The following is a 19,341-nucleotide window of genomic DNA, read 5'->3' as shown; positions in this document are numbered from 1 at the left end:
GCTAGACTTGCAACCATGAGCGCGCTGGAAGCCTTCCCCGACCATCGGACGCCTTCGCCCCGCACCACCCAGGCAGCGGAAGGCCTGCCGCGGCGGCCGTTCACCGTCGCCGAGATCGAGGCGATGGTCGCGGCGGGAATTATGGACGAGCATGAGCGCGTCGAGCTGATCGGCGGGGAGCTTGTGCCGATGTCGCCCAAGGGGATCCGCCACGAAACGTTGAAGAGCTGGGTCAATATGCAGCTCGCGCGGGGGCTGCCCGGCCATCTCGCCTTCACGCCGGAGACGACCTTCCGCCTCTCCGAGGACACCTTCCTCGAGCCGGACTTCGTCGTCTACGACAAGGCCGTCGGCCTCGAAGGGCTGAACGGCGCGACCTGCGTCCTCGCCATCGAGCTCGGCGATTCCAGCCTCGCCTATGACCGCGGCCGCAAGGCCCAGATCTATGCCGGCTTTGCCGTCGCCGAGCTCTGGGTGATCGACGCCGTCCGGCTGACGACCCGCATCCACCGCGCGCCCACCCCGACGGGCTATCGCCTCGTCACCGATGTCGAAGCGGCCGGCGGCCTCTCCCCGAAAGCCGTCCCCGATCTCACGCTGACGCTCGCCGATTTCGCCTGACGCCCCATCTCCCGTTTCGAACGGCAACCTCATTCGAACGAGCCTCATGTCCTTTCTGAAGAAGCTTTTCGGCGGCGGCAACGCCTCCGGCGCCAGCCCGGAACCCAAGGTCGCGGCGGAGGAATTTTACAAGGGGTTCACCATCCAGGCGACGCCGATGAAAGAGGGCGGGCAGTACCGGCTCGCGGCCACGATCTCCAAGGAAATCGGCGGCGATACGAAGTCGCACAAGCTCGTGCGCGCCGACCTCTTCCAGTCCGCCGACGAAGCCGCCCGCTTCGCGCTCACCAAGGCGCAGCAGGTGATCGACGAACAGGGCGACGCGCTGCTGGGCGACTGATATTTCCGTCGCCGACCTCATCCTCGCTACTCGAGCATAACGTGGACGGCGCAGACTATCGCCGCCGCACCACCCGCATCGGCAGGCCACCGGCCGGCTGGACGGTGATGCGCTGGACGACTTCGGGCGCCGCGGCCTGCTCGTAGTCGAAGCGCAGGTGCTTCAGCATGAGGGCGAGGGCGATCACCGCCTCGTTGAGAGCGAAGCTTGCGCCGATGCAGACCCGTGGCCCGACACCGAAGGGCAGGTACTGGTAGCGGTCGATCGCGTCGCGGTTTTCCGGCAGGAAGCGGTTCGGGATGAAATGATCCGGCCGGTCCCACAGCATTTCGTGGCGGTGGATCAGCCAGGGCATGACGAGCACGGTCGCCCCGGCGGGAATGTCGATCGGCCCGACCTTGTCCGGCGAGAGCGCCGTGCGGTTGAGCGAGGGGGCGGGCGGGTAGAGCCGCATCGCCTCCTCGAAGGCGGCTCTCGTGTGCGGGAGCTTGTCCGCCCATTCGCTGGGATGGCCGAGCGTCGGCAGGACGGCATCGATTTCGGCCTCGACCAGCGCCCGCTCCTGCGGCGCCTGGCTGAGGAGATAGAGCGTCCAGGCGAGCGACCGAGCGGTCGTCTCGTGGCCAGCACCCATGAAGGTGATGAGATTGTCCTCGATCTCGGCGCTCGACAGCCCGTCCGCCTTGATCAGGAGGGTCAGGAGGTCGTTCGGGGCGCTCTCCGGATCGCGGGCGATCCTCCCCCGGCGCTTCTCGATCGTCTCGGCGATGAGGCCCCGGAAATAGGTCATCGACTTCTTGCCCTTCAGGCGCCGGAGCCGCGGCAGGAAGGCCGGCGCGCCGAGGAGGTCGAGCGGGTCGATCTTGCCCATTGAGCCCAGGAATTCCCGCGTCGACTGGGCGAAGCTGTCGGGATCCGACGCGATATCGTTGGAAAACAGCGTCGCCTGCAGGATGTCGAAGGTCAGCATCGCCATTTCATGGGAAAGGTCGAGTTCCCGGCCTTCCCGCGCGGCCAGCCCCTCCGCGAAGATCTCAGAGCGCGCCTGCATGGTCTCGGTGAGGCCGGAGATGTGGCGCGGCGTGAAGATCGGCGCGATCGCCTTGCGGGTGCGCCGCCAGAGCTGGCCTTCGGCGGTCAGAAGGCCGTCGCGCAGGAGCGGGCGCAGGATGCGCTGGCGCAGCGGCTGCATGACGTAGTTCCGGGCGTTCTCCACGAGGAGATGGCGCACGCCCGCGGGATCGTTGACGACGATGTTTGGAACGCCGAGCCAGGAGCCGACGATGTAGGGCTCCTTGAAGGCGCGCGTCCCCCAGATCTCGATCGGATTGCTGGTCGCTGTGCGCACGAAACTGACGAAGCCGAGCGGCTGCGCATGCGGGACGGGCGCCGGCGCGCGGAAGAACCGCCCGGTGGCGGGAAGGGTCTCGGTCGTGGTCGACATGATGGAGGGATCCTCTGCGCTGCGACGTGTCCGGACTGATATGGTGGCGGCGCGGGGCAGCGTCGACCGGCGGATGGTCGCGGGGGCAGCTTCCGCCGGCTTCAGGAGCCCGTCACCGGACGAAGCGCCGACGGTTTGCGGGCGGACATGGCGCAGCGCGTCAAAACTCTGCCCGGATGGCCCGTTAGATGCCTTGGCGAGGCGCCGCGAAGGGGCCTGTCGGCTTTCATCACCCCCTCAGACACCTTATATATGTCTGGCAAGATTGGCGATTCGTCACACTCTTCGGCGACGCGCCGCAAGCCAAGGAACATCATGTCCGCTGCCAACGAAACGAACCCGATCGCCAATGCCGAATACGGCGCCGATTCCATCAAGGTGCTCAAGGGTTTGGATGCGGTTCGCAAGCGTCCCGGCATGTATATCGGCGACACCGACGACGGCTCCGGCCTGCATCACATGGTCTATGAGGTGGTCGACAACGCCATCGACGAGGCGCTCGCCGGCCATGCGACCAAGGTGACCGTGACGCTCAACGCCAACGGCTCCTGCACGGTCACCGACAATGGCCGCGGCATCCCGACCGAAATCCACACCGGGGAGGGCGTCTCGGCGGCCGAGGTCATCATGACGCAGCTGCATGCCGGCGGAAAGTTCGACCAGAATTCGTACAAGGTCTCCGGCGGCCTGCACGGTGTCGGCGTCTCGGTGGTCAATGCGCTGTCCTCCGAACTGTCGATGAAGATCCGGCGCAAGGGCAAGATCCACGAACTCTCCTTCACCCACGGCGTGCCCAACGGCTCGCTGCAGGTGACCGGCGAGGCCGGGGACGAGACCGGCACGGCGATCACCTTCATGCCGTCCTTCGAGACCTTCAAGGGCGTGACGACCTTCGACTACGGAACGCTGGAGCATCGCCTGCGCGAGCTCGCCTTCCTCAATTCCGGCGTGCGGATCATCCTCACCGACAAGCGCCCGGCCGACGAGAAGAAGATCGAGCTGTTCTACGAGGGCGGGCTCGAGGCCTTCGTGCGCTATCTCGACCGCTCCCGCAAACCGTTGATCGGCGATCCGATCTACCTGATCGGCGAGAAGGACGGCATCACCGTCGAGGCGGCGTTGTGGTGGAACGACAGCTACAACGAGAACGTCCTCTGCTTCACCAACAACATCCCGCAGCGTGACGGCGGCACTCACATGACCGGCTTCCGCGGCGCGCTGACGCGTCAGGTGACCGGCTATGCCGAGGCCTCCGGCGCGCTGAAGAAGGAGAAGGTGACGCTGATCGCGGACGATTGCCGCGAGGGGCTGACCTGCGTCCTGTCGGTGAAGGTGCCGGACCCGAAATTTTCCTCGCAGACCAAGGACAAGCTGGTCTCGTCCGAGGTGCGCCCGGTGGTCGAGGGCCTCGTCAACGAGACGCTCTCGACCTGGTTCGAGGAGCATCCGCAGGAAGCCAAGATCCTCGTCGCCAAGGTGATCGAGGCGGCGTCGGCGCGCGAGGCCGCCAAGAAGGCGCGCGAGCTGACGCGGCGAAAAGGGGCGCTGGACATCACCTCGCTGCCCGGCAAACTCGCCGACTGCCAGGAGCGTGATCCGGCGAAGTCCGAGATCTTCATCGTCGAGGGTGACTCGGCCGGCGGCTCGGCCAAGGGTGCGCGCTCGCGCCAGAACCAGGCGATCCTGCCGCTGCGGGGCAAGATCCTCAATGTCGAGCGGGCGCGGTTCGACCGCATGCTCGGCTCGGACCAGATCGGCACCTTGATCACCGCGCTCGGCACCTCGATCGGCAAGGACGAGTTCAACGCCGACAAGCTGCGCTACCACAAGATCATCATCATGACGGACGCCGATGTCGACGGCGCCCATATCCGCACGCTGCTCCTCACCTTCTTCTTCCGGCAGATGCCGGAGCTGATCGAGCGCGGCCACATCTTCATCGCCCAGCCGCCGCTCTACAAGGTGACGCGCGGCAAGCAGAGCCAGTATCTGAAGAACGAGAAGGCGCTGGAGAACTATCTGATCGAGGGCGGTCTGGATGACGCGTCTTTGACCCTGCCGAACCACGAGGTGCGCACCGGCCGCGACCTCAGGGCCGTCGTCGACGACGCGCTCGCCGTCCGGCAGACGCTGGCCGGCCTTCATTCGCGCTACGATCGCTCCGTCGTCGAGCAGGCCGCGATCCTGGGTGCGCTGTCGCCGGAAATCGCCGACCATCCGCAGGACGGGCCGGCGATGGCAAAGCGTGTCGCCGAGCGGCTCGACGTGATCGCCGAGGAGACCGAGCGCGGCTGGGAGGGCGAGGCTGTGGACGGCGGCTATCTGTTCTCGCGCACGGTGCGGGGCGTCAGGGAAGCGCGAGCGCTCGACGCCGGCCTCATGCAGTCGGCGGACGCGCTGCAGCTGATGCGCTACGCGCCGCGCCTCGCCGAAGTCTATGACGGCGGCGTTCCGGTCCTCAGGCGCAAGGACACCGAGCGGATGATCGCCGGGCCGCTGGAACTCCTGCTCGCCGTCTTCGAAGTCGGCCGCAAGGGGATCTCGACCCAGCGCTACAAGGGGCTCGGCGAGATGAATCCCGAGCAGCTCTGGGAGACGACGCTCGATCCCGAAGCCCGCACCCTCGTGCGGGTGAAGGTGAACGATGCGACCGACGCCGATCAGCTGTTCTCGCGGCTGATGGGCGACGAGGTCGAACCGCGGCGCGAATTCATCCAGGAAAACGCGCTGTCGGTCGCCAATCTCGATATCTGAGCGTCCGGCAGACCACGGTCGGCGGCCGTTCGAGCGCTTACGGCGCGCTTTGCCCTTCAGGCTCGCTCGTTCCGGGTAGCTCGGTTCCGCTGACCCATTGCTGGGACCGGCTGCGGCGAATGATCGCCCGATGATCCAGGTCACGGCGCCCGGAAACACGCGCTGAGGGTTTGAACCCGCGAGACGGGTCCATATACCCGACAGTTCCGGCTCCGCACCCCGCCCGATGGACGATGTTTGACGCCCCTTTTCTCGATCAGCTGACATCGGACCTGGAAGGGCTGCTGCCTCTATGGGGGCTCGCTCCCCGAACTGAGGTCGCGCTGCACACGGTCTCCGAGAACGCCACGTTCTTTGCAAGCGATCCGGAGGTCGGGCGGCGGATCGTGCTGCGCGTCCACCGGCCCGGCTATCATCGCCGCGACGAGATCCGCTCCGAGCTTGCCTGGATCACGGCCCTGATCGCGGAGGGCGTCGTGGACACGCCGCGGCCCGTCCCGATGCGCGACGGCTCCCTTGTGGCAGCGGTCGGCATGGGGTCTTCCTTGCGGGACGTCGTCGCCTTCGAATTCATGACCGGCCGCGAACCCACGCCCGAAAAGGCCCTGGTGCCATGGTTCGAGCAACTGGGGGCGATCACCGCGCGGCTGCACGGCCACGCCAGGCGCTGGTCACGGCCCGAAGGATTCTCCAGGAAGATCTGGGATTTCGACGCGATGCTCGGCAGCCGTCGGCTCTGGGGGGATTGGCGCTGCGCGATCGGTCTTCAGCCGGACGAGCGGGACCTTCTGGAGCGGACGGCGCTCGCGCTGCAGGGCAGTCTCGACGCCTATGGCAAGGGCGAGAAATTCGGCCTCGTCCATGCCGATCTGAGGCTCGCCAATCTTCTGGCCGAGCCGGAAAGGCTCGGCGTGATCGACTTCGACGACTGCGGCTTTTCCTGGTTCCTGTATGACTTCGCCGCGGCGATCAGCTTCATCGAGACGGATTCGATCGTTCCGGACCTTGAGGCCGCCTGGCTCGAAGGCTATCGGCGGGTTGCGCCGCTTTCCCCCGAGGACGAGGCGATGCTGCCGGTGTTCGTGATGCTGCGGCGGATATTGCTCACCGCCTGGCTCGCCTCCCATCCGGAGACGCCGACGGCGCGGGAGATCGGTGCCACCTATACGGCGGGGACCGCCGATCTTGCCGAAGCCTTTCTGACGCGGACAAGCTGATCGGCCCATTCGGGCCGACCAGGAAACGTCCCTGTGCCGGCGATCGGCGTTGCCGGCGCAATGGCATCGACAGGCTCGGGCCCTCAGGCTTCCGCCGCTGCCGCCGCAGGCAAGGAGAGGCCGGGGTTGCGCTGCGAATGGTAGACGTCGAAGTCGTATTGGAAGTCGAGCCCGGACTGGAAGCCGCCGCTTGCGGCCGGTCCGCCCTCGGCTGCGCGTAGCCAGTCCCCAGTGTCCCGCCCTGAAGCCGTCACGCCCTTCGCCCATTCGACGATCGATGGCCAGCGCGCGACGACGCCGGCGATTGCCTCCGCGCCGCCGTTCGGCGGCATGCGGACCGACATGCAGGTCGGGTACCAGGGCACGTGATCGGTCCCAAGGAAGATCTCCGAGCTCTTCTTGCTGACCTGGATGACCGGGACGCCGAGACCGGCGGCGATGTCGGCGACCGACACACCGGCGGAAATGACGATGTCGCAGGCTCCGATGAGGCAGGAGGCGCCGACGAGATCGTTCTTCTGGTCGAGATTGGCGAAATGGTGGATCGGCAGGCCGAGCGCGCGGATCCGCTCGTTCTCGGCGGGATCGCCGTCATACTGGACGTTGAGGAATTCGCAATTCGGCAGCGCCTTGAGCAGCGCGAGCTGCTCGATGCTCAGATAATACTTGTTGCGCGTGGTGACCTGGTTCGACGAGCGCCAGCACAGACCGACCAGCATTTTTCCCGGCTGGACCGCAAGCTGCTCGCGAACCTTCGCTTCCGTCTCCGGATAGCGCCGGATCCACGGTACCTGCCTCGAATGGAAGTCCGCGACGGTGCGCCGGAAGATCTTGCCCAGCGAGCCGATCGGAATCTGGTAGTCGAACTCCGCATAGGCTGGCTCGCCGCGGCAGTCGAGTTCGCCTTCGTGCCGGACGGTCGCCCAGGGGAAGGAATGCGCCCAGACCGGCGCGAGCTTCGGCGAGCATTCGAAGGTGAGGGCGGCGCCCTTGTCCTTCAGTTCGGGCAGGAGGGAGGCAAAGCGCACCTCGTCGCCGATACCCTGTTCGCGCCAGACGAGGAGCTTCTTGTCGGCGAGGTCCTCGCCTTCCCATCGGGGCGCGTCGAACAGCCGGCGCTTCGTCGGAAATTCGGTCCAGCGCCAGCGCGCCTCGTAATTGTCGTATCCCTCGGCGACCACGCCGGTCTTGAACTGCAGGAAGGAGAGATTGTAGCGGCCGGCAATGTGATCCGGATTCTTCGCAAGCAGCCGGTTGTGGAAGGCGATGCCTTCCTCGAACCGCCCGGCCTCGCCATAGCAGAGGCCGAGGAAGGTGATCATCTGCTCCTGGTGCGGGGTGTTGATCTCGGCCCACTTCTCCAGGATCGAAACGGCTTCGTCGTCCCGCCCGAGCGCGTTGAGATAATAGGCGACGATATTGTCGAGATTGGCCTGCTCGTTCAGGCTGAGCTTCGTCCGGTCGACCGCCTCGTGATGGGCCGCGATATAGTCGAAGTCTTCGAGACGGGCCGCGACGAAGAGGCGCTTGACCTGGATCAGTTCGGGGACCTTCGGCATTGCCGACATCATCTGGTCCAGGAAGATCTCCGCCCGCTTGTACTGGCGCAGGTCCATCATGATCCCGACCAGGTTCACGATCGGGTCGGGCCGGCTCGAATCGATCTCGTAAGCCCCTCGAAAGGCGAGTTCGGCCGCTTGGTAGCGCTCGGCCCGCTTCAGCGCGAGGCCGAGATTGTTCCAGCCGTCGAAGAACTTCTTGTCCAGCGCCGTCGTGCGCTTGAAGAATTCGATCGCGGCTTCGACCTCCTTCAGATCGAGCAGGACGACGCCGAGGGAATTGACCATCTTGGCATCGTTCGGCCGTTGTTCGACGGCGGCGTTGATCTTGACGAGCGCGCCCATCAGGTCGCCGCATGCGCGCAGCGCCAGGCCGTGGCGGTGGAGGAAGTCGGGCGACTTTTCTCCCTGCGCGGACAGAATGTCGCACAGGGGGCGGCTTTCCTTGTAGTTGCCGTCCTTCTGCAGCAGCTGGATCTTCTGCAACACGTCCTGCGAGCGGCTCTTCTTCGGGGCCGGCTTGAGTGCGAGCTTGGTATTCATCTGCGAACCGAACTTTCCGTTTGAAGGGAGATCGCGGGGCGCCGGCAGATCGCATCCTCCGAACGCATGAAGGCGAAGCCGCAAGGTAAGCGGCGATCGAGGGTGAGGATCGGGGAAGAACGTTGCGTGTGCCTGACCTCGATATCGCCGAAGGCGGCTCATCTGTGCCGGCTCTGCCGCGGACGGTGCCGGATTTTGGCGGGAGGAACGCAAGCGCGGCTTGTTCAGTGCGGGGCAAGTCTCCCGTGATTGGTTCCAGCCGCTCTTTCGCCAGGGGATTCGCCAGGGGATTCGAATGTCGCCTTCACGCCCAGTTCGGACAGACGGAACCGGCTCCGCCGCGGCCGAGATCATCCCCTATGGCCGCCAGGCGATCGATGCGGAGGATGTCGAGGCCGTCATTGCGACGCTCACCTCGGACTTCCTGACCCAGGGCCCGCAGGTTCCAGGGTTCGAGCGCGCCGTCTGCGAGGCGACCGGGGCCGGGCATGCCGTCGCCGTCAACTCGGCGACCTCCGCCCTGCACATCGCCTGCCTCGCGCTCGGCGTTGGGCCCGGCGATCTCGTCTGGACCTCGCCGATCTCCTTCGCCGCTTCGGCCAATTGCGCCCGCTACTGCGGCGCCGACGTGGATTTCGTCGACATCGACCGCGAGAGCTTCAACATGTCGCCGGCGGCGCTGGAGGAGAAGCTCGAGGCCGCCGCGCGGATCGGGCGGCTGCCGAAACTGGTGATCCCCGTCCATCTCTGCGGCCTGCCTTGCGAGATGGAAGCGATCGCGGCGCTGGCGAAGCGCTACGGTTTCAAGATTCTCGAAGACGCCAGCCACGCGATCGGCGCGCGCTACCGGGACATGCCTGTCGGCGCCTGCGCTCACTCCGACATCGCGGTCTTCTCCTTTCACCCGGTGAAGATCGTGACGACGGGCGAGGGCGGTGTCGCTGCGACCAAGGATCCGGAGCTTGCGCGGCGGATGGGGCTCCTGCGCTCGCACGGCATCACCCGCGATCCCGCCGAAATGGAGGGCGAGCTGGACGGGCCCTGGTATTACGAACAGGTCGCGCTCGGCCTCAACTACCGCATGACCGAGATCCAGGCGGCGCTCGGCCTGTCGCAGATGCGCCGGCTGGACCAGTTCGTAGCGCGCCGCAACGCGCTTGCGGAGCGCTACGACGAACGCCTGTCGGGCCTGCCGCTCGACCTGCCGGAGCGCCCGGCGGGCGTACGCTCGAGCTTTCATCTCTACGTCGTCCGGCTGCGCGGCGAGAGCGTGCGGGATTTCCACCGCCAGGTCTTCGAGGCGCTGCGCGAGCGGGGGATCGGCGTCAACCTCCACTACATCCCGATCTACCGGCATCCCTATTACCGGGATCTCGGCTTCCGGCCCGGCCACTGCCCGGAGGCCGAGCGCTACTACGAGCGCGCGATCTCGATTCCGCTCTATCACGGCATGACCGAAGACCAGCAGGACCGGGTCGTGACGGCGCTGGGAGAGGTGCTGTCGTGAGGCTGTGTCTGATCCCGGCGAGAGGCGGATCGAAGCGCATTCCCCGCAAGAACATCCGGTCATTTGCCGGCAGGCCGATCATCGCGCATTCGATCGCCGCCGCGCTGAACTGCCCGGTGATCGACCGAGTGATCGTTTCCACGGACGACGACGAGATTGCCGAAGTCGCACGCGCTGCCGGCGCCGAGGTGCCTTTCCGGCGCCCGGCAGCCCTGTCCGACGATCATGCGACGACCATGGATGTCGTGAAGCACGCTCTCGAATGGGCCGAGAGCGATGATGAGCGCGGCTCCGCCGAGGCGCTCTGCTGCTTTTATGCGACCGCCCCCTTCGTTACGGCTGGGGATCTGCAAGCCGGGTTCGAACGCCTGTGCGAGAGCGGCGCCGACTATGTCTTTTCTGCTACCGACTATGCCTTTCCCATCCAGCGCGCGCTCCGGCTCGAGGGCGGCCGCGTCGCGATGTTCCAGCCGGAGCATTTCAACACCCGCTCGCAGGATCTCGAGCCCGCCTATCACGACGCCGGTCAGTTCTACTGGATGCGGTCGGCCGCCATCAGGGCCGGCAAGCCCATCTTCGGGCCGGATGCCGCGCTCTATCTGATGGAGCGTGAGCGCGTTCTGGACATCGATACGGAAGCCGACTGGCGCTTTGCAGAGCGGCTGTTTTCGCTGCGCGAGGCGGAAGGGACAGCGCAATGAACGAGGCGGCGGCGCAGGACTGGATCCTGATCCGGGCCGACGGGTCCGCGCCGATCGGCGTCGGGCACATCGTCCGCTGCCTGGCTCTCGCCGACGCGCTGAAGGCCTATGGCTACCGCATCCGATTTTTCTGCCGGCATGTCGGCGACACGCTCGGGTCCTGGATCGCCGATGCCGGCCACTTCCTCACGCGCCTGCCGCAGGACGGTCCGCCGCCCGGTCCGGATGCTGGAGAGTATGGCCGGTTGCTGGGCACGACCGAGGCGCATGATGCGCAAAGCCTGCTGGCGGCAATCGACACACTGACGCCGCCTGCCGCGATCGTAGTCGATCACTATGCGCTCGGCGCCGGCTGGGAGGCCGCGATCCGCGAAGGCTTCGGCTGCCCGATCCTTGCCATCGACGATCTGACGCGCGAGCATGTTGCCGACTGTCTGGTCGACAGCACCTTCGGTCGGAGCGCGCAGGACTATGCCGGGCTATTGCCGGATGGCGTGCCGGTCCTGGCAGGGGCAGACTATGCGATGCTACGGGCGGACTTCGCGCAGCTGCGCCCGGATATCCTGGCATCGCGCGACCGGGGATTTCGGCAAAAGGCTCCCGCGCGGTCGCTGCTCGTCGCCATGGGCGGCGGAGATCCGCACAATCTCACCGGCTGTCTGGCCGAAATGCTGCGTCCGGTCGCGGCGGAGCGGGGCCTCAAGCTGATCGCGATGATCGGCCCCGCCTTTCCGCATGAGGCGCAGCTGTGCGAACTCGCGGCCTCGTCGGCGGGAACGATCGAGGTCCGGCAGAATGTCCGCGACGTCGCCCGGCTGCTCGGTGCGGTCGATCTGTGTGTCGGCGCCGGCGGCTCCGCCAGCCTGGAGCGATGCTGTCTGGGACTGCCGATGATCTCGATCGCGATCGCCGCCAATCAGATCCCGCTGGCGGAGCGTCTCGATCGCGCCGGCGCGATCGTCTTCGGCGGGGCTGTCGGCGGACGGGGGGATGGCGCGGCGTGCGCAGCGGAATTCGCCGAGATGGAGATCACACATCTCGCCGGGCGGATCCTCGACAACATCGGTTGGCGCGAGCGGCTGAGCCTTGCCGCTCGTGATGTCGCGGACGGACGCGGTGCCGAACGACTGGCTCGGCATGTTCACGGCATGGTGGCCGGGGGTTTCGCCGTATGAGCGCGACGCAGCAGACCTATGTCCTGCGGCCGGTCGGGTCCCTGGACGCAGGCCAGCGGGAGGATCTTCGCAGGATCCGGAACAGTCAGAGCGTCCGCGCGGCGATGTATCAGGACCACGTCATCAGCGAAGACGAGCATCGCGCCTTCCTGGAGCGTATCGCCGCGGGGACGGGGCGGGAGCTCTATGCCGTGTTGCGCGAGGGGTCGGATGTCGTCGGCGCGGCCAGTCTTGACGCGATCGATCCGCGCCATCGGCGAACCGACTGGGCCTTTTATCTCGGCGAAGACGCGCGTGGAGGGGTCGGGTCGGCACTGGAGTTCTGCGTGCTCGACCATGTCTTCTTCGAGCGCGGCTTCGAGAAGCTGAACTGCGAGGTGCTGGAGACCAATGCGCGGGTGGTGGCCATGCACAAGCGGTTTGGTTTCGTGGAAGAGGGATTTCGCCGCGCGCACGTCTTGAAGGACGGGGTGCGGATCGGCGTTCACATGCTGGGTATCTGCCGCGCGGAATGGGAGGCGGTTCGCCCTGCCGCCGAAGCGCTCCTCCGGTCTCGTTCCCAGCCGGTCAAGGTGGTTTTCGATGCATGATCCGTTGATGAAGACGCGGCCGTTCCGGGTCGAAAGCGGGGAGATTTCGCGGGAGATCGGTCTCGACCGGGAGCCCTTCATCATCGCGGAGATGAGCGGCAATCATAATGGCGACAAGGCGCGTGCGCTTGAAATTGTCCGCTGCGCCGCCGCCTGCGGCGTCGATGCCCTGAAGTTCCAGACCTACACGGCCGACACCATCACCCTCGACGCGGCAACGGACGATTTCGTCATACGCGACGAGAAGAGCCTGTGGGTCGGCCGGCGGCTGCATGATCTCTACGCCGAGGCGCATACTCCCTGGGAATGGCATGAAGACCTCTTCGCCGCAGCGCGGGATGCCGGGACGCTCTCCTTCTCCACCCCCTTCGACGAGACCGCAGTCGACTTCCTCGACGATCTCGGCGCGCCGATGTTCAAGGTCGCCTCCTTCGAGGTCACCCATCTGCCGCTGATCCGCAAGATCGCCAGGACCGGAAAGCCGATGATCCTGTCGACGGGCATGGCCACGACGGAAGAGATCGACGAGGCGATCACGACGGCGCGCGAGGCGGGCTGCGAGGACATCGTGATCCTCAAATGCACCAGCCAGTATCCGGCCGACGCCTCGGATGCGGACCTTGCCACCATTTCCGACATGCGGGTGCGCTTCGGGGTCGAGGCCGGCCTGTCCGACCACACGCTCGGCATCGGCGTTGCCGTCGCCGCGATCGGGCATGGCGCGAGTGTGATCGAGAAGCACTTCACGCTCGACCGCAACGACGGTGGGGTCGATTCGCCCTTTTCCCTCGAACCGTGGGAGATGACGCTCCTGAAGCAGGAGACGTCGCGCGCCTGGCGCGCGGCGGGAAGCGTGCGCTACGGCGGCACCGAAAACGAGAAGAAGAACCGGCAATTCCGCCAGTCGATCTATCCGGCCCGCGACATCGCCGAGGGCGAGCTGTTCAGTGCCGAGAATCTGAAGATCTGCCGACCGGGCCTTAGCCTCGCCCCGCGCCATTACGACACGCTGATCGGCAGGCCGGCGCCCCGCGCGATCCGCTTTGCGGAGCGGCTGACCGAGGCGGATCTGGCGGCGCTGCGCTGACCGGAGCGTCCGGCGCCGGCTCCTCCTCGCCCAAGGGAATGGGGCCGAGGCGCGTCGGCATGCTCGACCGCCGGAAACTTGCGGCCGCTTCCGTCACAACGGCAAGGCACGCGCAATGCCGATAGGCGAATGTCGGAACACGACCATGACATGCCGCAGAAGCGGCGACAACGTCCGGGTCCCGGATGCGTCTTGGCCGGGGCCGATCGGCAGATGCGCGATAGCGGAGTGAATGGGTGTTTAACGGCAAGTCCATTTTGATCACCGGGGGAACGGGATCCTTCGGCAGGAAATACACCGAGACGATTCTCTCCCGCTACAAGCCCGCCCGTCTGGTGATCTACTCGCGTGACGAGTTGAAGCAGTACGAGATGGGGCAGCAGTTCAACGATCCCGCCATGCGCTACTTCATTGGCGACGTGCGGGACGTGGAGCGTCTGAAGCGTGCGATGCAGGGCGTCGACTACGTCATCCATGCCGCCGCGCTGAAACACGTGCCGGTCGCCGAATACAATCCCAACGAATGCATCAAGACGAATATCGGCGGGGCGCAGAACGTCATCGACGCGGCGATCGCGATGGACGTCCAGAAGGTGATTGCGCTGTCGACCGACAAGGCCGCCAACCCGATCAACCTCTACGGCGCCACCAAGCTCGCCTCCGACAAGCTGTTCGTGGCGGCGAACAACACCACCGGCGGGCGCGGCCCGATCTTCTCCGTCGTGCGCTACGGCAATGTCGTGGGATCACGCGGGTCCGTCGTGCCGCTTTTCAAGCGGCTCGTCGCCGAGGGCAAGACCCCGCTGCCGGTCACGCATGAGGGCATGACGCGCTTCTGGATCACGCTGCAGTCCGGCGTCGACTTCGTCCTGAAGAATTTCGAGCGCATGTATGGCGGCGAGATCTTCGTGCCGCGGATCCCCTCGGTGCGCATTCTCGACCTCGTCGAGGCCTATAGCGGCACGCGCGAGGCCGACGTCGTCGGCATCCGACCGGGCGAGAAGCTGCACGAGATCATGTGTCCCTCCGACGACAGCCACCTGACGCTCGAATTCGACGATCATTTCGTGCTGCGGCCCTCGATCCGGTTCTACCACCGCGACCACGACTATGCGGTCAATGCGCTCGGCGAGGTCGGACGATCGGTCGAGGCCGGCTTCTCCTATCATTCCGGCAGCAACCCGCACTTCCTCACGGTTCGGGAAATCCTCGCCCTGGACAAGCACGTCTGATACCAGCGGGCATGGATGCTGATGCAGCCGCCTGCTGAACACATCCCGATTTTCGACGCCAAGCCAAAGGCTTGACGAAAATTGGAATTCGGAACCAGGGGGCATTTCCAATGCCTCCTGCTATGAGCCTGCGGATCTCCTGAGCTGGAAGGCGCGGCTCGGCTCCTGCGGCCGCGCCTTGCATCGCGCCTCGTCACACCGAAACGTATTTGCGCCAGTTGTGCTCTTCCTTGAAGCCGAGCACCTCGCGGATCTTGCGGTTGGAGAGCGGCGCCTCGTACTCTCCGAGCTCGCGCGTGACCGGGGTCTCGGGGCAATGCTTCGCCAGGAACTCGGCCGTCGGCATGGTCGCGGTGATCGTGTCGTTGGTGGCGTTGAAGACCTCGAAGCCGAGTCCGTCCTTGGCAAGCGCGAGATCCACCATCTGGCCGAGGTCGCGCGCGTCGATATAGCTCCAGGCATTGCGTTTGCGCGACATCGGATCGGCGAGGAAGTCCTTGAACATGTCGTATTCGTGCGGCTCGATGACGTTGCCGATCCGGAACGCGTAGATGTCGGCACCGAAGCGCATGGAGAAGGCGCGGGCGGTCTTCTCGTTGACCACCTTCGACAGGCCGTAGCTGTCCATCGGGTCGATGTCGTAGTCCTCCTCCAGCGGAAAGCGGTGGAAGTCCTTGTCGCCCTCGGCAAAGCACACGCCGTAGGTCGTCTCGCTGGACGCGATCACGACCTTGCGGATGCCGAGCTTCATCGCCGCCTCGATGACGTTGTAGGTGCCGATCGTGTTGACCCGGAAGGTCTCGTTGTCGGGCTGGATCAGGACGCGCGGGATCGCCGCGAAATGGACGACGGCGTCGATCGGTGCCGGCCCCTTTCCGGTCGCGAATTCGTCCATGCCGAAATGCGAGGACAAGGCGTTGAACATCTGGCCGCTGTCGGTGATGTCGGCGATCAGGGTGTTGACGCCGGGATGATCGAACGGGACGAGGTCGACGTTGAGGACGGTGTGGCCCTTGTCCAGGAGGTAGGGCACGACGTGGCGGCCGGCCTTGCCCGTGCCGCCGGTGAAGACGATGCGCTTGCTCATTGATCTCTCTCCCGTGATGGTCGTCCGATCCGTCCCGCCCGGCCTTGATCCGGCTGGACACGCTCCGTGCGAAGCCTGAAGCGCCGCCGGCATGGGCCGATCTGGTGCACAAGCGTGGCGCGGGCAGGGGGCGGGCGCGATTGTGGGCGTTCGCTACTCGCGCAGGCGCAGGTTGCGCAGGCGGTCGAAGAGGACGGCGAGGATGATTGCGCCGCCGATGAAGGCGCCCTGCCAGAAGGCGTTGATGCCGAGAAGGCCGAGACTGTTGCGGATCACCTCGATCAGCGCCGCGCCGATCAGCGCGCCGAAGGCTGTGCCGACGCCGCCCGCCAGATTGGCGCCGCCGATGACCGCCGCGGCGATCACCTGAAGCTCCATGCCCGTTCCGATATTGGTGGTGACCGCACCGAGCCAGCCGGTCTCGACGATACCGGCGATGCCGGCGGTCAGCGCCGAGATCATGTAGACCGCCACCTTGATCGGCCGGACCGGCACGCCCGTCAGAGTGGCGGCGTGCTCGTTGCCGCCGATGGCGTAGACATGCCGCCCGAACTTCGTCCAGCGCAGGACGAAGCCGAAGATCAGCGCCAGCACGACCATGTAGACGACCGGATTGGCGATGCCGAAGAAGAAGGAGCCGCCGCCCAGCGCCAGAAGCTGCTGATGGTCCGGCCCGAATTCGAAGACGACCGTGTTGTTCGAGGCGACCATGGCGAGGCTTCGCGCCAGGGACAGCATGCCGAGCGTCACGACGAAGGGGGGAAAGTCGAGATAGGCGATCAAGACGCCGTTGAAGGCGCCGACGAGGAGCGCCGTCCCAATCGAGGCGGCGATGCCCACCTCGATGGAATAGCCGGCGTGCATCACCACGGCGAGCACCATGCTGCACAGGCACAGGACCGAGCCGACCGACAGGTCGATGCCTCCGGAGATGATCACCAGCGTCATGCCGAGCGCGATGATCGCGGTGAAGGTGACGTTGCGGCTGATATTGTAGAGGTTCTTCGTGGTGGCGAAGGAATCGGTGGCGAAGGAGAGGTACAGGCAGGCGAGAACCAGCGCGATCAGCACCCAGAAGGACTGGCTGGCCAGGAGCGAGCCCGCCCATCCGTGCTGTTTCTGGTCGTACGTCTCGTCACGCGCGATTGCCATGTGGACCTGCCGGTTCGGGTAACGGGTCGCGGGGCCGCGATGCGGCGGGTCCCGCTCATGCGAATTCGATGGCCCCGGTGATGAGACCGGTGACTTCCTCCGGCGAGCTATCGGCGACCTTCTTGTCGGCCACCTTGCGCCCGCGCCGCATGACGATGACGCGGTCGGCGACGGTGAAGACGTCTGGCATGCGGTGGCTGATCAGGACGACGGTGATGCCCTGGTCGCGCAGCCGCCGGATGAGGGCGAGAACCTCGGCGACCTGCCGGACCGAGATCGCGGCCGTCGGCTCGTCCATCAGCACGATCTTGGCCTCGGACAGTCGTGTGCGGGCGATCGCTACGGCCTGGCGCTGGCCGCCGGACATCTGCTTGACGAGGTCGCGCGGGCGGGTCTCCGATTTCAGCTCGCCGAAGATCTCGGCAGCCCTGCGATACATCGTGGCATAGTCGAGGATTCGGAACGGGCCGACGCCGCGCTTCAACTCGCGGCCTAGGAAGACGTTTGCGGCCGCCGTCAGATTGTTGCAGAGCGCAAGGTCCTGATGGACGATCTCGATGCCGTGCTCGCGCGCCTCCACTGGCCGGTGCATCACGAGCTCCTTGCCGTTCATCCGCAGGCTGCCGTGGCTCGGGCGGAAATTGCCGGCAATCATCTTGACGAGGGTGGACTTGCCGGCGCCGTTGTCGCCCATCAGGCCGACGACCTCGCCGGGCTCGAGCGAGAACGACACGTCGCTCACGGCTTTGATCGCGCCGAAGTGCTTCGACACATTGCTCAGTTCCAGAACCGCCACGCGTCGTCTTCCCTCCCGGTGCAGACGCGGAGCCCGCTCATCCCGGTCGTTTATCGCCGGGATGTCGCGAATCGTCCCATTGTCGCGGTCCCGGCGGAGATTGCCGTCTGAAGACCGGACGGGGCGTCCCGACTGCACTTCTTCTTCATACGACACGGACCTGCGGCCGACGTCAACTATCCAACGACATGATGCAGCCAACATCCGCAATTAATGCTTCGTCCGGAAAGTCGGTTGACCCCGCTTCGGCGGCAAGATTAGATACCGACGCAACGTCAATTTTGTGCAATGCAGAAAACGCAGCTGCCGCTACTTCGCGCATCGCCGGTCGAGAGGCAGGGCGCGGTCTCGGCCGGCCTGCGCAGATCTGTTCGCGGCGATCCTGCTTTCGCGCCGAGACGAGCTTTCCGGAGCCGCGGGGCGCCGGATCTGGGTTGGGCGTCGGCCGGAGAAGCCGTCGTCCCGCAACGCCGTCCCCTGCTGTCGCGGGGCGGTCAATCTGGGAGGACATGATGAAGAAACTGACGTTACTGGCGGCTGCCGCCGTGCTGGCGCTGGGTGCCGGGCCGGCCTTCGCCAAGAAGCAATTGGTGATCGTCGTCAAGGGGCTCGACAATCCCTTCTTCGAGGCCATCCACCAAGGCTGCGAGAAGTGGAACAAGGAGAACGAATCCTCCGAATACGAGTGCTTCTACACCGGTCCGGCCTCGACCTCCGACGAGGCGGGGGAGGCGCAGATCGTCCAGGACATGCTCGGCAAGGCCGATACCGCCGCTATGGCGATTTCACCGTCGAACGCCCGGCTGATCGCCCAGACGCTGAGGGTCGCCAATCCCTCGATCCCGGTCATGACCATCGACGCCGATCTCGCCAAGGAGGATTCCGCCCTGCGGATGACCTATCTCGGCACGGACAACTATTTGATGGGCAAGAAGATCGGCGAATACATCAAGAAGGAGAAGCCGGACGGTGGCACGATCTGCACGATCGAGGGCAATGCCGGCGCCGACAATATCCTGCGCCGCGCCCAGGGCATGCGCGACGCCCTGTCCGGCCAGGAGGGGCTGGGAGCGCTGAACGGCGAGGGCGGCTGGACGGAAGTCTCGGGCTGCCCGGTCTTCACCAATGACGACGGCGCCAAGGGCGTCCAGGCGATGACCGACATTCTCGCCGCCAATCCGGAGCTCGACGCGTTCGGGGTCATGGGCGGATGGCCGCTGTTCGGCGCGCCGCAGGCCTATCGCGACCTCGTCAAGCCCTATGCCGACCGCATCGCCAGCGGCGACTTCGTCATCGGCGCCGCCGATACGATCGGCGACGAGGTGGCGATCGCCGGTGAGGGCCTGGTCACGGCCCTGGTCGGCCAGCGGCCGTTCGAGATGGGCTACAAGGCACCCTCGGTGATGATCGACCTCATCGAGGGCAAGAAGGTCGAGGACCCGGTCTTCACCGGCCTCGACGAATGCACCAAGGACAATGTCGACACCTGCATCCAGAAGTAATTCGCTCTGCCTTCGGGGCGCCGTCGCCGGCGCC

The 19,341-nt window shown here is 65.8% G+C and carries 16 protein-coding genes; 11 read left to right on the top strand and 5 right to left on the bottom strand.

Going from position 1 to position 19,341, the window contains the following annotated elements:
- Positions 1–15: 15 nt before the first annotated feature.
- Both LH400_RS14395 and LH400_RS14390 read left to right on the top strand, forming a co-directional pair.
- On the top strand, positions 16–621 hold the full coding sequence (locus LH400_RS14395) for a Uma2 family endonuclease (RefSeq protein ID WP_229153423.1): 606 nt from the start codon (positions 16–18) through the stop codon (positions 619–621).
- A 46-nt stretch (positions 622–667) separates the two neighbouring features.
- On the top strand, positions 668–961 hold the full coding sequence (locus LH400_RS14390) for an HlyU family transcriptional regulator (protein WP_229153422.1): 294 nt from the start codon (positions 668–670) through the stop codon (positions 959–961).
- Between the two features lie 55 nt (positions 962–1,016).
- Here LH400_RS14390 and LH400_RS14385 read toward each other — a convergent pair whose 3' ends face one another.
- Positions 1,017–2,405 carry a cytochrome P450 gene (locus LH400_RS14385; protein WP_229153421.1) on the bottom strand — a complete coding sequence of 463 codons (1,389 nt, stop codon included), beginning with the start codon at positions 2,403–2,405 and terminating at the stop codon, positions 1,017–1,019.
- Between the two features lie 315 nt (positions 2,406–2,720).
- On the opposite strand from LH400_RS14385, the gene gyrB reads away from it, so the two are divergent.
- Both gyrB and LH400_RS14375 read left to right on the top strand, forming a co-directional pair.
- Positions 2,721–5,159 (top strand): DNA topoisomerase (ATP-hydrolyzing) subunit B, encoded by a 2,439-nt coding sequence (gyrB, locus tag LH400_RS14380; RefSeq protein WP_229153420.1) that lies wholly within the window; start codon positions 2,721–2,723, stop codon positions 5,157–5,159.
- A gap of 233 nt (positions 5,160–5,392) precedes the next feature.
- Positions 5,393–6,376, top strand: a complete 984-nt coding sequence (locus LH400_RS14375) for a phosphotransferase enzyme family protein (protein WP_229153419.1) — start codon at positions 5,393–5,395, stop codon at positions 6,374–6,376.
- 83 nt (positions 6,377–6,459) lie between these two features.
- On the opposite strand, the gene LH400_RS14370 is transcribed toward LH400_RS14375, so the two are convergent.
- On the bottom strand, positions 6,460–8,478 hold the full coding sequence (locus tag LH400_RS14370) for a tetratricopeptide repeat protein (RefSeq protein ID WP_229153418.1): 2,019 nt from the start codon (positions 8,476–8,478) through the stop codon (positions 6,460–6,462).
- 349 nt (positions 8,479–8,827) lie between these two features.
- On the opposite strand from LH400_RS14370, the gene pseC reads away from it, so the two are divergent.
- From pseC to pseB, 6 genes are all read left to right on the top strand, one after another.
- Positions 8,828–9,985: a UDP-4-amino-4,6-dideoxy-N-acetyl-beta-L-altrosamine transaminase gene (gene pseC, locus LH400_RS14365; protein WP_229153448.1), complete on the top strand. Its 1,158-nt coding sequence runs from the start codon at positions 8,828–8,830 to the stop codon at positions 9,983–9,985.
- On the top strand, positions 9,982–10,686 hold the full coding sequence (gene pseF / locus LH400_RS14360; protein ID WP_229153417.1) for a pseudaminic acid cytidylyltransferase: 705 nt from the start codon (positions 9,982–9,984) through the stop codon (positions 10,684–10,686). Before pseC ends, pseF begins: the two co-directional genes overlap by 4 nt.
- Positions 10,683–11,861: a UDP-2,4-diacetamido-2,4,6-trideoxy-beta-L-altropyranose hydrolase gene (gene pseG, locus LH400_RS14355; RefSeq protein WP_229153416.1), complete on the top strand. Its 1,179-nt coding sequence runs from the start codon at positions 10,683–10,685 to the stop codon at positions 11,859–11,861. Before pseF ends, pseG begins: the two co-directional genes overlap by 4 nt.
- Positions 11,858–12,451 (top strand): UDP-4-amino-4,6-dideoxy-N-acetyl-beta-L-altrosamine N-acetyltransferase, encoded by a 594-nt coding sequence (gene pseH / locus LH400_RS14350; protein ID WP_229153415.1) that lies wholly within the window; start codon positions 11,858–11,860, stop codon positions 12,449–12,451. The genes pseG and pseH overlap by 4 nt, the downstream gene beginning before the upstream one ends.
- Complete coding sequence (gene pseI / locus LH400_RS14345; RefSeq protein ID WP_229153414.1) at positions 12,444–13,538, top strand: pseudaminic acid synthase; 1,095 nt, start codon at positions 12,444–12,446, stop codon at positions 13,536–13,538. Before pseH ends, pseI begins: the two co-directional genes overlap by 8 nt.
- A gap of 236 nt (positions 13,539–13,774) precedes the next feature.
- The gene (gene pseB / locus LH400_RS14340; protein ID WP_229153413.1) at positions 13,775–14,770 is read left to right on the top strand and encodes a UDP-N-acetylglucosamine 4,6-dehydratase (inverting); all 996 of its coding nucleotides are present in this window, start codon (positions 13,775–13,777) and stop codon (positions 14,768–14,770) included.
- Between the two features lie 193 nt (positions 14,771–14,963).
- Here pseB and LH400_RS14335 read toward each other — a convergent pair whose 3' ends face one another.
- The 3 genes from LH400_RS14335 to LH400_RS14325 all read right to left on the bottom strand — a co-directional run bounded on the left by LH400_RS14335 (position 14,964) and on the right by LH400_RS14325 (position 17,859).
- On the bottom strand, positions 14,964–15,857 hold the full coding sequence (locus LH400_RS14335) for an NAD-dependent epimerase/dehydratase family protein (RefSeq protein WP_229153412.1): 894 nt from the start codon (positions 15,855–15,857) through the stop codon (positions 14,964–14,966).
- A gap of 153 nt (positions 15,858–16,010) precedes the next feature.
- Positions 16,011–17,009, bottom strand: a complete 999-nt coding sequence (locus tag LH400_RS14330; RefSeq protein WP_229153411.1) for an ABC transporter permease — start codon at positions 17,007–17,009, stop codon at positions 16,011–16,013.
- 55 nt (positions 17,010–17,064) lie between these two features.
- Complete coding sequence (locus LH400_RS14325) at positions 17,065–17,859, bottom strand: ATP-binding cassette domain-containing protein (protein ID WP_229153447.1); 795 nt, start codon at positions 17,857–17,859, stop codon at positions 17,065–17,067.
- 458 nt (positions 17,860–18,317) lie between these two features.
- Here LH400_RS14325 and LH400_RS14320 point away from each other — a divergent pair, with 458 nt between their 5' ends.
- Positions 18,318–19,307 carry a sugar-binding protein gene (locus LH400_RS14320; RefSeq protein WP_229153410.1) on the top strand — a complete coding sequence of 330 codons (990 nt, stop codon included), beginning with the start codon at positions 18,318–18,320 and terminating at the stop codon, positions 19,305–19,307.
- Positions 19,308–19,341: the final 34 nt, after the last annotated feature.

Origin of the sequence: Jiella soli, assembly GCF_020615385.1 — a bacterium.
In the GTDB taxonomy this organism is placed as follows: Bacteria; Pseudomonadota; Alphaproteobacteria; order Rhizobiales; family Rhizobiaceae; genus VKMB-3413.
This window is presented reverse-complemented; position numbering and strand designations above follow the sequence as displayed.